Source organism: Methylobacterium sp. E-016 (assembly GCF_022829745.1).
GTDB lineage: Bacteria > Pseudomonadota > Alphaproteobacteria > Rhizobiales > Beijerinckiaceae > Methylobacterium.
Genome location: NZ_JAKSYF010000047.1, coordinates 1 through 13256, shown reverse-complemented (window position 1 = coordinate 13256; position 13256 = coordinate 1). Strand labels below are relative to the sequence as shown.

The following is a 13256-nucleotide window of genomic DNA, read 5'->3' as shown; positions in this document are numbered from 1 at the left end:
CCACCTCCACATCGCCGTTGAAAGTGGTTTTCGCCGGATCGCGGGTGAGGACGCGCACGCTCGCGCCGCGCTTGGTGAGCTGCTCGACAACGTTGCGGCCGACGCGGCCGGTGGCACCGGTAATGAGGATGGTCATTGGTCCGCTCCTTGGGTTGAGCCGTTTCGATGGCCCCAAAATGAGCGATCCACTCCTGCGCCAATAGATGCTTTATCTGGACGCAACGTCTCTCTGGTGGAACGATGGATCTGCTCGCCCTCGCCGACTTCACCCTCGTCGCTCGTCATGGCGGGTTCGGAAAGGCTGCCCGTTCCGCCGGACGCCCGAAGGCGACGCTGTCCCGACGCGTGGCCGAGCTGGAAGCCAGCTTGAGCTTGCGCCTGTTCGAGCGGGGCGCGCGCGATCTGAAGCTGACGCAGGAAGGACGGGCGCTGTTCGAGCGGGCGGGCTCTCTGCTCACCGAACTGGAGGAGACCGCCGCGGCGATCGCCTCGGGCGGCGAGCGACCCCGTGGACGCCTGCGGATCAGCGCCCCCTTGCTATTTTCCCAGACCGTGATGGGAAAGCTCGCAGCGAGCTTCGCCCTTAGATACCCGGAGGTCCGGCTGGAGGTCACGACGGAGGACCGAGCCGTCGACATGATCGAGGAGGGCTACGACCTTGTGATCCGGGTGAACCCGGATCCGGACGAGCGCCTCATAGGCCGTGCGTTCCTGCGCGACCGACTGGTCGTGGTGGCAGCCCACGACCTTGCTAGGCCGATCGAAGGCACGACCGTTCCGGTCGTCGTGCGGGGAGGCGACCGCCCGGCTTGGCAGGTGAGGACGCCGACCGGCCATGCAACGATCGCGGTCGAGCCGGTCCTCGGCTTGGCATCGCTCATCATGGTTCGCGACGCGGTGCGCGCAGGAGTCGGGGCCGGACGCTTGCCCGTGTCGCTCGTAAGCCGCGATCTTGCGGAGGGCACGTTGGTACACTGGGGCGACGTGGACGCACCGGACATCGCGCTGTGGGTCCTCTACCCGACGCGCCGACTGCTCAGCGCGCGCGTCTTGGCCTTCCTCGACCATCTGAAGCAGGCGTTTCCGAACGGGACACCGGACGAGCTGTCATCCTACGCCAGGTGATGACGCCCTCGATTCGGGGCCGTGTGATTGCGGAACTGCTGGCCGCCCGTCGTCCTTTGAACGTCCGCTTCCGGAGCGCCTGGGCCACGTCCCCAACGACTGCGGTGGGTCGCAAGCCGAATGGCGGCTTGGGGTGGATTTTTGCCGGTCCGCTTCCGAGCGACTTGGGCATCGAAGCGGACACTGCCTCGTTGCCCACATACGCCCAAGAGCAAGCCCCTCTTGCCGTTTTTGAAATCCGGACGTAGCATCTCTTTGGCCTCGGGATAGGCCAACGGTCCGCGTAAAGGGCTTAGCCCATTCGACTCCTTCGATCACAACCTGACTTCCTGCCCAAGAACGCGGACGATGGGCATAGAGGAAGGAAGGCTTCTATGACCGCATCGATCCGGTCGAGCGCCACACTCACGCGCGATCTCCCAAATAGCCCCAACCTTGAGCATTTACGCAACCAAGCGAAGGCGCGGCTTAAAGCGCTTCGGGCTGTCGATCCGACCGCAAAATTAGCTGAAGCTCAGCTAGAGGTCGCGAGGAGCTATGGGTATCGAAGCTGGCGTCAGCTTCATGCAGAACTCATCAAGTCTACACAAATGCCGGAACTTGAATCAGACGCAGATAAGGTAGAACGGCTGCGCATTGATCAAGCTCGTCAACGCAAAGAGATGAAAGTCAATCATGATATACTGAAGAAATATGTTGGATACTATGAGCTTAATGAACGGCAGATATTTACGATCCAGATTGATGATGGTGAACTCATAGCGCGTCTCACGGGGCAAATGTTTCTATCTCTAGTGCCCGAGAGCCGAGTCAAATTTTTCTACAGAAACTCCCGCATCCAGGCGCAAATAACTTTCATATCTGATGATACTGGCAAAGTGAACGCGCTGATTTTACACCAACATGGACTTGAACAGATTTCACGTCGAGTTGGGCAAGATCGATTAGATGCAGTCGAACGGCCCCGTACTGACCATCGACTTTCGAACAAGCCGTGGCCAGGAAGTCAAAGCGCACTGGAACGAATGATCGAAGCTACTCGCAAGGGCAATACTGATTGCGGATTTATGACAGATGCGCTAGAAAGAGTCTACAAAGAACAGCTTCGAGACAACATGAGAACAATTAGAGGCTGGGGAGGTTTGACCAAGGTCGAATTTAAGGGCGTATCCAGTGTCGATGATTGTGACGTCTACGAAGTTGATTTTGCTGGAGCACAAACGGAGTGGCGAATAATTCTTGATGGTGCTGGCAGGATAGAAAGCGCTAGCTTCCGAATATTGCCCTGACGCACGCAATGCGATGGGGAACCCTACTCCCCATCGCCCTTGGTGCGGCGAAACTCATATACAAGATTATCCTGCCATCGTGGTGCACGCCAATCTCTAACAACAGCCTAGACGTAGTCGATCCTTGAGAAATCCCTAGAAACCCTGTGCCGTCAATTATGGGTCGCGAGCCAAATGACGGCTTGAGGTGATTTATTGGCTGTCTGTTTCTGGACAGCACGTGCATCGAAGCTGCCAAAGCCGCGTAGACCGCTTATGGTCCTCCTAGGGCCTGTGACGACCAGTCTGACAACTGCCACGGTTGGGAGAGGCAATATAGCATCAGGGTCGCTCAGGGAGTGCAAGTGGCATCTGATCAAACAACCCTTCGTCCAGCCAGAGAGAGTGACGTGCCTGCGCTCGTTCGTCTTTTGCGGCGTTCGTGGCTTGTCACCTGGGCCCCCGAGCTTCCGTTCGAGGCGGTGCAAGCCTTCGCCGCTTTCGACCCCGCGCGGTTGCAGGCTGAGAATGAGTGGCAAAGCTTCATCGTCGCCGTTCGTGGTGACGTGCTGATTGGGATGATGCAAGTTGGAGACGATCAGATCACCGACCTGCACGTCGATCCCGCCTATTGGAATAAAGGTGCTGGCTCGAAGCTGCTCGTCGCGGCCGAGCGGCAGGTCGCGTGCATTCATCCGGTCGTGCGTCTGGAGGTGCGTGGGTTCAACACCCGAGCACGTGGCTTCTACGCACGCCATGGTTGGAAAGAGGTGCGCACATATTCCGGCATGGAGTGTGGAAGCCCTATCGAGAATGTGGAGATGCAGAAGCGCATCAAATCGTAGGATTTGCCGAAGACGATGCCGCCACCTTTTAAGGTCGAGTTGACCGTTCACGATCCCCAATGGTCGGCGGCAGCTCAAACGGAAGCTTCGTTTCTCCGCGCTGCGCTTGGCCCGAACCTGCTGGCCGTCCACCACGTGGGATCAACAGCCATTCCAGGCTTAAGAGCAAAGCCGATCCTCGATCTTCTACCTGTAGTTCAAAACCTTGGTGAGGTGGACCTTCAGAGACAGGAACTCGAACGGGTCGGCTACGAATGGTGGGGTGAGTTCGGGCTCCTCGGACGGCGTTACGCCACGAAGAATGAGCCGAGCACCGGGCGGCGTCTCGTTCAACTACACTGCTACGGCGTCGGCTCGCCGGACATCGACCGCCATCTCGCCCTCCGCGATTACCTTCGCCGAAATCCGCAAGTTGCCGCCTCCTACGAGGATGAGAAGGCTCGCTGCCTAGCGCTTCATCCTGACAACTCTCACGAGTATGGCGCATGCAAGAGTGCGTGGATCGACGCCGTCGAAGCCGCTGCCGTGGCTGAATGGCGAAGTTCCTGAACGATTGAAGTCCGCTTTGGAGCAGCCCAAACGGCGTTCCAGACGACCGGGTTGGGTCGTAGGCGGAACGTCCGCTTTAGGGCGAAGGGTCAGGGTCCGCTCCCCACCCTTCTCAGACCTTGCTGCACGCAGCCGTACTAGTCGGGAAAACGGTTGGATACCAGACACGTCGTTCAGGTCGCTATCGACCCTTTTCAGACGGTCATGCAGCTGTCATCGGAGGTCTGTATTCAAACAAGAGCAGACGTTTAGTGGATCTCAGGACCACCATTGGATGCTTCGATGGATCTGGATCATCCCTATTCGTCGCCTTGGACCCGGACTCTAATCCACACGAGGCATAGGCGTCGGGTCGCTCAAGTAACTGGACTGAGGTTGCCATCCACGTTGATCGAGGCGCCGGTCACGTAGCCCGCGAGGTCGGAAGCGAGGAAGCAGGCCACGTTGGCGAACTCCTCCGCCGTCCCAACGCGGCCGAGAGGGATGTTGCGCGCCATATCGGCCAGGAACGCCGAATAGGGCTGATCGTCGTTCTTGTCGGCATGGCGACGGACCCATTGGTCGCTGTCGATCAGTCCGACGTGCAGGGCATTCACGAGGATGCCGTACGGTGCGCCTTCGCCCGCGAGTACCTTGGTCAGCGCCAGCCCTGCCGCCCGCGAGACCGACGTCGGAGCCGACCCGGCCTTGGGCGCCTTGGCCGCGGTGTTGAGCACGTTGATGATCCGTCCCCAACGGCCTTCGACCATCCCGGGCCACGCCAGCCGAGCAAGTCGGATCGCCGCAAACAGCTTGAGGTCGAGGTCGGCCTGCCAGACGGCATCGGTGATCGACACGAAGGCGCCGGCCTGGGAGACGCCGGCGTTGTTCACGAGGATGTCGACGCGTCCCAGCGTTTCTATGACGTCGTGGTAGGCGCGCTCAAGCTCAGCCGCCTGCGAGACGTCGCAGGCCACGACGTGAACCCGCCCCCGCGCGATCGGCTCTACAAGCTGCCGTGCCTTCGCAAGTCCCTCCGGCCGACGTGCAAGCAAGGCGACGTCCGCGCCACTACTGGCCATGCGTGCTGCGATGGCCAAACCGAGACCCTTGCTTCCCCCGGTGATGACGGCGATGCGCCCGTTCAGCGTCACATCCATGAGTTCTCTCCCTTGGGTCGGTCGGTGTCCGGTCGCGAGTTTTCAGACTGGCACAGCGTCCCGCCTACCCGCATCGTACCGTTCTTGCGCGCTGAGCACCTCCTCCATGTGGATCTCCGCCCATACGCGCAGGGCGTCGACGGTGGAGGTGAGCGTCCGCCCCAGCGGCGTGATGCTGTACTCGACCGTGACCGGCACCGTCGCGATCGCCCTGCGGCTGACCAGCCCGTCTCGCTCCAGGCTCTTCAGGGTCTGCGACAGCATCTTCTGCGACAGGCCTTCGATCGCCCGGCGCAATTGATTGAACCGCACGGGACCGTCAGCCAGCAAACCCAGTACCAGCACCGCCCATTTATCGGCCACGCGATCCAACACCATCCGCGTTGGGCAGGCTGAGGCGTAGGGGTTCCAAGCGGGCATGGTGGTTTCTCTCGGGTAACCTGGTGCGTGACAGGTGCCTTCTTTACGCCTGCCTACTCTTGCTGCACCAGGTACCTATTCGAAACCATAGTAGGGTACCACCATGAACGTCGCTCTCATCGGAGCCACCGGCAATGCCGGTTCGCGCATCCTCGCCGAACTCACTCGGCGCGGGCACGCCGTTACCGCCATCGCGCGCAACGCGGACAAGGTTGCGGCCCTGCCAGGCGTGACCGCAAAAACGGGTGACGTCTTCGACCCGGAGGGCCTCGCGGCGCTGCTCAGGGGGCACGACGCGGTGATAAGCTCCGTGCACTTCACCGCGAGCGACCCGCGCAAGCTGATCGAGGCGGTGCGAGCCTCGGGCGCGCAGCGCTATCTCGTGGTCGGCGGTGCCGGTAGCCTGGAGGTCGCCCCGGGCCTGAAGGTGATCGACACCCCAGATTTCCCGGCCGAGTACAAGGCGGAGGCCGCGGCCGGAGGCGTGTTTCTCGACCTGCTACGCGGCGAGACCGACTTAAATTGGACGTTCCTTTCGCCGTCCGCGATGTTCGTCCCCGGTGAGCGGACCGGCCGCTTCCGCCTCGGCACGGATCAGCTCCTCGCCAACGAACAGGGCAGCAGCATCTCGTTCGAGGATTACGCCATCGCGCTCGTCGACGAACTGGAGACGCCAAAACACTCGCGTGCTCGATTTACGGTTGGCTATTGAGCGACAGTGCCCGGCGGTCCAAACGTGGCCGCCGGCTTCGGTATCGAGTGCATGCCCAGGGGCTCGATCACGCCACGTTGACGCGGGTGCGCCCTAGATCGCTCTAGCGACATCAACCAGCAACACCCCGGTCGCCAGCTTACATCGACGTCACGCAGGAGCACGTTATGGCAGACGGAATGGAGAAGAAGCCATCCCTGACGGTCGACCGCCGCGGCTTCGTCAAGTTCGCCGGCGCGGCCGCAGCGGCGGTCGGCGCACCGGCGGCTGCGTCAGTCGGTACATCGGCAGCCGCCGCGGCTCAAAGCGCCGAGACGATGCGTGCCGCGCCCCAGCCTGCGATGTCGCCCTCTTCCGACAAGAACACGTCCGACATCCTCGTCGACACACTGATCACCTGGGGGGCCACCCACGTGTTCGGCATCGTCGGCGACGGCATTAACCCGATAGTCGAGGCCCTGCGCAAGCGACAGGACAAGATCGCCTTCGTCAGCGTGCGCCACGAGGAGGCGGCCGCCTTCATGGCCGGCGGCATGGCCAAGCACGGCGGCCGGCTCGGCGTCTGTCTCGCCACAACGGGACCAGGTGCAGCGCACCTGATGAACGGCCTCTACGACGCCGCCTATGACAACGCCCCCGTGGTGGCGATCACCGGTACGACCTTCCACGATATGGAAGGGATGCGGTTCATGCAGAGCGTCGATACCGTCAAGCTGATGCAGGACGTCGCCTTGCTCGACGAGCGTATCACCGGACCGGACAACGCGTTGATGCTCGTCAACCGCGCCTGTCGCACCGCACTGGCGAACCGGGGTGTCGTCCACCTCACGATCGCAAAGGACGTACAGCAACTGACGCTCGCGGCCGACAAGGCCTCCTCGGCGAGCGCCGGCGGTCGGACCGCCTCCTCGTGGGCGCCCCCGATGGGGACGCCGCCGGTCGATCAGCTTCGGGCTGCCGCCGAGGCGATCAATGCCGGGCGGCGCATCGCCATCATGGCCGGCCAAGGTTGCGCGGGCGCCGTACCGCAGCTGCGCAAGCTCGCTGACACGCTGGGCGCACCGATCGCCAAGGCGTATCTCGCCAAGGCCCTGATGCCCGACGATGACCCGCTGACCACCGGCGGCGTCGGCCATCTCGGCACGGCGCCCTCGCAATGGGCGATGGAGAACTGCGACACGGTGCTGATTTTGGGCACGACCATGCCCTGGGTCGACTCCTACCCAAAGCCGGGCCAGGCCCGCGGGGTGCAGATCGACATCAAGGCGGACCACATCGGCTTGAAATATCCCGTCGAGGTCGGCCTCACCGGTGACATGGGCGCGACGCTCGATGCACTGCTGCCGATGCTCCAAGCCAAGACCGACCGCAGCTTCCTGACCGAAGCGCAGACGCACAAGCGCACGTGGCGCACCCTGCTCGACCAGGTCGAGGCAACTCAGAAGGGCCCGCGCCTGCGGCCACAGACGGCGGTTCGCGTACTGAGCGATCTCGCCCCGGCGAACGCGCTGTTCAGCATGGATTGCGGCGCCAACACCCACTTCGCCGCCCGTCACATCCAGATCCGGCAGGGTCAGGGTTGGACGGGCTCGGGCACACTGGTGACGATGGCCTCGGCGCTGCCGCTGGCGATCGCCGGCGCCTTCGCTCACCCGGGTCGGACCTCGATCGCGCTGGCGGGTGACGGCGGCCTGTCCATGCTGATGGCCGAGCTGTCGACGGCGGTGGTGAACCAGCTCGACGTGAAGGTGATGGTGCTCAACAACGACGCCTACGGCCAGGTGAAGGCCGAGCAACGTGAGCTGGGCGTGCCGGAGTATGGCTGTGCGCTCGGCCACATCGACTTCGCGGCCTGTGCCGAGGGGATGGGCGCGCGCGGCTTCCGGGCGGCGAGCGTGGCCGAACTGCGCCCGGCCGTGCAGGCGTGGCTGGCAGCGTCCGGGCCGGCGGTCCTTGACGTTGAGGTCGATCCCGAGGAAGAGAGCCAGCGGCCTAATAAGGTCGTGGCCTAAGAACAAGCGAAGGTTGCGAACTAGATCTTCATCTTGTCTGCTTTGAGGTACTTGCCGACATTCGAGAGTTCGGGCGCTAGGGTCCGCTCCCCACCCTTCTCGGACTTTGCCCCGGGCAGACATAGGTGTCGGGAAAACGATCGTTTATCCGACATAACATCGCGTCGGTGCCGGCCTTGCTGATGCTAACATTTGCTAACAGGCGCGGCCCCCGCCGATTAGCCCGAGGCACGAGACCACAGCATAATTGCCGAAACCTTTGCGACGCGGGCCTCCCTGCTTTCGACCTCGCCAGATCGGGCGAACAGTTCCAGGCTTACATGCCGCCCGAAAATTGCAGTGAGTTCCTTCCCCCACCGGTCCCCGAGCGCCGTGTAGTTACCGAGCGGCCAGTCGGTCCCGACCTCGCCGGAATAGTCCGGCTCGCCAGCACGACAGAAGCCTGAGCGCACCGAGCCTCCACCGTAGCTTGTACACGCTTCAAAGTGTTCTTAACGGCCGTCTTGCTCCCACTCCCAGCCATGCCGAAGCTGGGCTGTGCCTGAACCTCGGCGAGCGTAAGGGGGTCGGCGACGTGGCAGATCACGAGGCACGCCAGATAGGCGCGTCGCCGATCATCTCGTGCGGTTCGGAACTCGGCCAGCGTCGGCAGCACGATCGCTCTGACGTACTCCTGCGGCGTCATCGGCACGTTCGGGTTGTTGCTCAAACGCATTCTCTGGCCGGCGAACGTTGGGAAGCTCGCCGTATTTTGCCTGAACGCGCGCGATGCGGTCCAATGACGTTCGGATGGCGGCGCGGGTTGCTTGCAGCATTGCATCGTGCTCGGCGCGATGGGCCCTAACTCGATCAATGAGCATCTGGGTCTTTCGCAACGCGCGCTCTTCCAGCGGATGCATGCCGGCCCTCTCAATACCCAGAACCGCGGAACGTTAGCGTGCGCCCGCTGCTTCCCTTGGTTCGCAAATATCGAACTGTTGCCCTCGCTGCAAACTACGCAGTTCCGTCAACACGGCTTACATCATTTGGCGGTCCTGTTGCGACGTCGGGCAGATCACGATGGATTCCGTCGCCATGCTCAGCAAAATCGAAGCATAAATGATCTTCATATAGCAAATAACGGTTTTATTATAGTACGTCTATAATATAATATATCTGAATTTCAAACATTCCACGACTGCATAGCATTCGATTTCTAATAGGTAGGACAAATCAACGATCTCGCTTCATTCGACGGTCTTGCCTATAATCGCAATATGAACGATTCAACTATGCATGCGGCCCATCTTAATTCAAAATATTAACAGTTGCACGGCCGTTAAACAATCCTTAAACATCCAGGCGTTGCTTGACGGAAGCAATAATAATTCGAAAAATACCCTTATGTGGAGGTTCAATCTATGTCGTTCCGTGCTCTCCTCGCCGCTGGTGTTGTTTCCCTGATTGCGGATCGCTTGGCAGCCCGGATCGAGGTTTGGCTTTCTGGGCCGCTTTCTCGCTAAAATGCGAGGAACCCCACGGAGGCAATCTGGTCCGCGTCGTGGAGGTCTCAGCGCACCGCGATCCGCGGGCCGCGCTCGGATATCACCTAGGCTGCGCCGAGCCGCTTGGCCGGCGCCCAACGAGCATCTACGCCTAGGCCATAGCCGGCCGCGAACGCATCAGCTGGCATCGGCTTACCGAATAGGTAGCCTTGCCCTTCCTGACAGCCCTCAGTGCGCAGGCAGGCATGCTCGGCCTCGGTCTCGATGCCTTCAGCAATGACCGACAGCCCGAACCCGAGCCCAAGCTGCAGGATCGCACGGACGATCGTCACGTCGTGATGCGAGGCGAGCATACCGGTCACGAACGAGCGGTCGATCTTCAGCCGCGTCAGTGGAAAGCGCTTCAGAAGGCTGAGGGAGGCGTAGCCCGTCCCATAGTCGTCGAACGCGATGCCGACCCCAGTCTCGCGGAGGCTGTGCAATGTCGCGATCAGTTCGATCTCCTGGCGCAGCACGATGTTTTCGGTGATCTCTAACTCCAGGGAGGCGGCGGGCAGTCCGGTGTCGCTCAAGGTGGCGCGGACCGTCTCGGTAAGGTCGCCCCTTTGGAACTGAGCGCTGCACAGGTTGACCCCCATACGGAAGTCCAGTGCTCCCGCGGAACGCCATGCTTCTGCCTGGGTACAAGCTGTGTGCAGGACCCAGTCGCCGACCTGAGCAGCGTAGCGACTGCTATCGAGCACGTCGATGAACGCAGCTGGTGCAAGCAGGCCGCGGTCAGGGTGCTCCCAGCGGATCAACGCTTCCGCTCCGACCAGGACGCCATCGCTTAGGCGCACTTGCGGCTGGTAGAACAGCACGAACTCGCCACGCTCGACCGCTCGACCCAACTCGTCCCGGCAAACACGAGCACGCTGCGCCTGGTGTCGTAGGACGGGGCTGAACAGCCGATGGCAATGTCGGCCGTCGCCTTTGGCTTGGTACAATGCGAGATCAGCGCAGCCAAGGAGTTCGCCGGCATTATCGCCATGCGAAGGCGCCATGGCGATGCCAAGGCTCGCGCTCAGCCTGAGCGTCTGTCCGTCATACTCCACCGGTTCGGCGACGGCTGCGATGATGGTACCCGCCACCTCGGCAGCGCGGAGTGGATCGCCGATATCGGGTAGGAGGACAACGAACTCGTCGCCGCCAAGCCGGGAAACCGTGTCGATCGAACGGACACAGGCGAGAATACGGGTCGCCATCACTCTGAGGACAGCGTCGCCGGCACCATGGCCGTAGCTGTCGTTGACCTCCTTGAAGCCGTCAAGATCGAGCATTAGCACGGATACAGGTCGGCCCACGGTGGCGATCTCATCCAGCCGCTCGCGTAAGACGGAGCGGTTGGGCAGTTCGGTCAGTGGATCGAGATGTGCAAGGCGGAACAAGCGCTCCTCGTTGGCGCGTCGCTCACGGATATCACGCACGATCGAACCGAAAGCCGCGCGCCCTTCCTCCTGCCACTTCGACAGCGACAGCTCGATTGGGAATTCGGTCCCATCCTTATGACGGGCTGGCAGCTCGATGGTCTTGCCAACGAGCCTAGGTTTGCCCCCGTTGGCGACCCGGTGCAGGCCGCCACCATGACCCCCGCGCATGCGCTCGGGGACGATCAGGTCGATCGACTGTCCGATCGCCTCGGTGCTCTCATGGCCGAATATCTGTTCGGCGGCAGCATTCCAGAAAGTGATGCGACTGCTGGCGTCAGCACAGATGATGCCGTCCGGGGAGGTCGATGCGATCTGCTCGAAACGTGATTGGCTTGCACGCTGCGCAACCTCCAACCGGCGCAACTCCATGCGATCGACGGTGAGGTCGGCGAGTTGGCGTAGTGTCTCCCGATCGGCGTCGGAGAAGGCGTTGCGTGTCCGTGTATCTGCTAGACAGAGCGTACCGATGGCATGTCCCGCGGGCGTGCGCAGCGGAATGCCGGCGTAGAAGCGGATCTGCGATGGCCCTGTAACGAAGGGATTGTTGTGGAAGCGCGGATCAAGAGTGGTGTCGAGGACAACGAGAGCCTCGGCCTGCATGATGGTATGCGAGCAAATCGCGATTTCGCGGTCGGTCTCGCATGAGGCGACGCCCACCTTGGCATGGAACACCTGCCTATCGCGATCGATCAGGGAGACAACAGCGATCGGCACTTCGAACAACCGGGCAGCAAGGGCAACGATCTGCGTGAAGCCTGGCGCCGGGGCCGAATTGACAAGGTCATATTCAGCGAGTGCAGCGACTCGTGTGTCTTCAACGATAAGGCTTGGAGTAGGTCTCACGATTACAACCAGTAGTTTTCTTAATATGAGAACCTACGGATGGATTATTAACATCCCACTTATCAAAGGCGCCTTTAGGCTATAGCTGAAAATCGCAACCCACCACCTCATACCGCCGTCATATGTCGCACCACCCACTCGTCCGCCGTCAGTTCCAGGCCGGTAACGCAGAGCACGCCGTTCGTGACGACGCCGAAGCCATCGGCGAGCGGGGCAAGCGACTGCCCTCCTACCCCCAGCCCTCTCAGTCCCTGATTTCGCGGAGCGCCCGCAAATGCTCGCCGGCCCGGTTTGTCTCGGCATCGTGCGCCCTGATCCAGGCATTAGCGTCATCGGACGGGTCTGCACGGATCGCGTTCATCAGACCGGATAGGCATAGCTGCGCCCGGCCTAGATGATGGAGCACGGCAAGCCGCTCGGCTTCGACGCGCGGGATCAGACCAGCGTCAGCGTAGGTCAGATGGTCGGAAATCAGACACAAAAGGGTCTAGGACATATGTCTTGATTGGATCGCGGGTGGAACGTCCGCTTCCGGATCGAAGATCAAGGTCCGGTAGCTACCCTTCTCGGACCTTGCTGCATGCAGCCGTACGCGTCGGGAAAACGGTCGTTTTCTGACTGCTGTGCAGCGACTCGCAGTTTGGCGCTGACCGCCGACACCGCAAGCTCTCGTTTTTTCAGCTCGAGGGCCATTCAGTTCAGCCCTTCCAGCCGCTCCTCGACGGTGCGCCCGGCCGCCGTGATCGGATCCAGCCTCCAAACACCAGAGCACGAGCCAGCAGGCGGTGTTGCACCAGCGTCCGGAGAGACGCGTACCAGCGGCCAAGCGATCAGATCGTCTCGCCCGTCGTGGACAGGTGCGCACGGGCGCGTGCGCCGGCGAGGTAGCGCCCGATCAGCGCCGCGTAGATGTCGGGTTTCAAGCCGCGCACGCCCAAAGCGTGCACGATTACCTGACGACGGCGTCGGCTCACCCCAGCCCGCGAGAGCAGGCCGATCGCCCGCGGCAGTGGAGCATCTTTCGCGAGCGCCAACGTCAGGGTGACACGCTTGCCGTAGCTCACTTGGAAGTCCGCTACGTCTCGCCACGCCACTGCGCCGTCGAGGAGGGGGGAGCGGAGCGTCTCGGGCGTCAGCACCAGCAGGGGCGAGCGGCCGCGCCGGTGGACCAACGTCGCGTAGAGGGCCGCCCCGATGACACCCGCGACCACGACGGCGATTAGGATCTGCTGCGCGAATGCGTCGTGGGTGATCCCAACGGCCCGCGGGTACAGGACGAAGGCTGCCCCCGCGGCCGCGAACAGTACGGCGAGCACGCCCATCGTCCAGATCATCGGCGCGCCGTTCTCGTAGACCAGCGTCTCTTCGGTCGGCACTGCCGCGGCGGTCA

The 13256-nt window shown here is 62.0% G+C and carries 12 protein-coding genes and 1 pseudogene; 6 read left to right on the top strand and 7 right to left on the bottom strand.

Features of this window, described 5'->3' with window-relative positions:
• Positions 1 to 136, bottom strand: a 136-nt coding sequence (locus MKK68_RS03665) for an NmrA family NAD(P)-binding protein (RefSeq protein ID WP_244028788.1), incomplete at its 3' end; no start/stop codon positions are given.
• Positions 137 to 240: 104 nt separating this feature from the next.
• Between MKK68_RS03665 and MKK68_RS03660 the strand changes: the two genes are divergently transcribed.
• The 4 genes from MKK68_RS03660 (at position 241) to MKK68_RS03645 (ending at position 3787) form a co-directional block, all read left to right on the top strand.
• Positions 241 to 1125: a LysR family transcriptional regulator gene (locus MKK68_RS03660; RefSeq protein WP_244028784.1), complete on the top strand. Its 885-nt coding sequence runs from the start codon at positions 241 to 243 to the stop codon at positions 1123 to 1125.
• 374 nt (positions 1126 to 1499) lie between these two features.
• Positions 1500 to 2414 carry a DUF3471 domain-containing protein gene (locus tag MKK68_RS03655; protein WP_244028782.1) on the top strand — a complete coding sequence of 305 codons (915 nt, stop codon included), beginning with the start codon at positions 1500 to 1502 and terminating at the stop codon, positions 2412 to 2414.
• A 338-nt stretch (positions 2415 to 2752) separates the two neighbouring features.
• Entirely contained in the window at positions 2753 to 3238 is a 486-nt protein-coding gene (locus tag MKK68_RS03650) for an N-acetyltransferase family protein (protein WP_409567155.1), read from the top strand.
• A 15-nt stretch (positions 3239 to 3253) separates the two neighbouring features.
• Positions 3254 to 3787 (top strand): GrpB family protein, encoded by a 534-nt coding sequence (locus tag MKK68_RS03645; protein ID WP_244028778.1) that lies wholly within the window; start codon positions 3254 to 3256, stop codon positions 3785 to 3787.
• 356 nt (positions 3788 to 4143) lie between these two features.
• Here MKK68_RS03645 and MKK68_RS03640 read toward each other — a convergent pair whose 3' ends face one another.
• Positions 4144 to 4926 (bottom strand): SDR family oxidoreductase, encoded by a 783-nt coding sequence (locus tag MKK68_RS03640; protein ID WP_244028776.1) that lies wholly within the window; start codon positions 4924 to 4926, stop codon positions 4144 to 4146.
• 42 nt (positions 4927 to 4968) lie between these two features.
• Complete coding sequence (locus MKK68_RS03635; RefSeq protein ID WP_244028774.1) at positions 4969 to 5346, bottom strand: winged helix-turn-helix transcriptional regulator; 378 nt, start codon at positions 5344 to 5346, stop codon at positions 4969 to 4971.
• A gap of 103 nt (positions 5347 to 5449) precedes the next feature.
• Here MKK68_RS03635 and MKK68_RS03630 point away from each other — a divergent pair, with 103 nt between their 5' ends.
• Complete coding sequence (locus MKK68_RS03630) at positions 5450 to 6058, top strand: NAD(P)-dependent oxidoreductase (RefSeq protein WP_244028772.1); 609 nt, start codon at positions 5450 to 5452, stop codon at positions 6056 to 6058.
• 167 nt (positions 6059 to 6225) lie between these two features.
• Positions 6226 to 8070, top strand: a complete 1845-nt coding sequence (locus MKK68_RS03625) for a thiamine pyrophosphate-binding protein (RefSeq protein WP_244028770.1) — start codon at positions 6226 to 6228, stop codon at positions 8068 to 8070.
• 614 nt (positions 8071 to 8684) lie between these two features.
• Here the strand turns inward: MKK68_RS03625 and MKK68_RS03620 are convergent.
• The 4 genes and pseudogenes from MKK68_RS03620 to MKK68_RS03605 form a co-directional block, all read right to left on the bottom strand.
• Positions 8685 to 8969 (bottom strand): hypothetical protein, encoded by a 285-nt coding sequence (locus MKK68_RS03620; protein ID WP_244028768.1) that lies wholly within the window; start codon positions 8967 to 8969, stop codon positions 8685 to 8687.
• Between the two features lie 689 nt (positions 8970 to 9658).
• Positions 9659 to 11866, bottom strand: a complete 2208-nt coding sequence (locus MKK68_RS03615) for an EAL domain-containing protein (RefSeq protein ID WP_313899215.1) — start codon at positions 11864 to 11866, stop codon at positions 9659 to 9661.
• Positions 11867 to 12409: 543 nt separating this feature from the next.
• A complete protein-coding gene (locus MKK68_RS03610; RefSeq protein ID WP_244028766.1) occupies positions 12410 to 12559 on the bottom strand; it encodes a hypothetical protein in 150 nt (49 codons plus the stop codon).
• Between the two features lie 137 nt (positions 12560 to 12696).
• A pseudogene (locus MKK68_RS03605) lies at positions 12697 to 13256 on the bottom strand (peptide ABC transporter); the annotation flags it as partial.

What these genes read in the sequence shown, in the direction of transcription:
- MKK68_RS03635 (WP_244028774.1), bottom strand. Translation starts at nt 5,346, where the DNA reads ATGCCCGCTTGGAACCCCTACGCCTCAGCCTGCCCAACGCGGATGGTG.
- MKK68_RS03625 (WP_244028770.1), top strand. Translation starts at nt 6,226, where the DNA reads ATGGCAGACGGAATGGAGAAGAAGCCATCCCTGACGGTCGACCGCCGC.
- MKK68_RS03655 (WP_244028782.1), top strand. Translation starts at nt 1,500, where the DNA reads ATGACCGCATCGATCCGGTCGAGCGCCACACTCACGCGCGATCTCCCA.
- MKK68_RS03620 (WP_244028768.1), bottom strand. Translation starts at nt 8,969, where the DNA reads ATGCATCCGCTGGAAGAGCGCGCGTTGCGAAAGACCCAGATGCTCATT.
- MKK68_RS03610 (WP_244028766.1), bottom strand. Translation starts at nt 12,559, where the DNA reads ATGGCCCTCGAGCTGAAAAAACGAGAGCTTGCGGTGTCGGCGGTCAGC.
- MKK68_RS03645 (WP_244028778.1), top strand. Translation starts at nt 3,254, where the DNA reads ATGCCGCCACCTTTTAAGGTCGAGTTGACCGTTCACGATCCCCAATGG.
- MKK68_RS03630 (WP_244028772.1), top strand. Translation starts at nt 5,450, where the DNA reads ATGAACGTCGCTCTCATCGGAGCCACCGGCAATGCCGGTTCGCGCATC.
- MKK68_RS03660 (WP_244028784.1), top strand. Translation starts at nt 241, where the DNA reads ATGGATCTGCTCGCCCTCGCCGACTTCACCCTCGTCGCTCGTCATGGC.
- MKK68_RS03640 (WP_244028776.1), bottom strand. Translation starts at nt 4,926, where the DNA reads ATGGATGTGACGCTGAACGGGCGCATCGCCGTCATCACCGGGGGAAGC.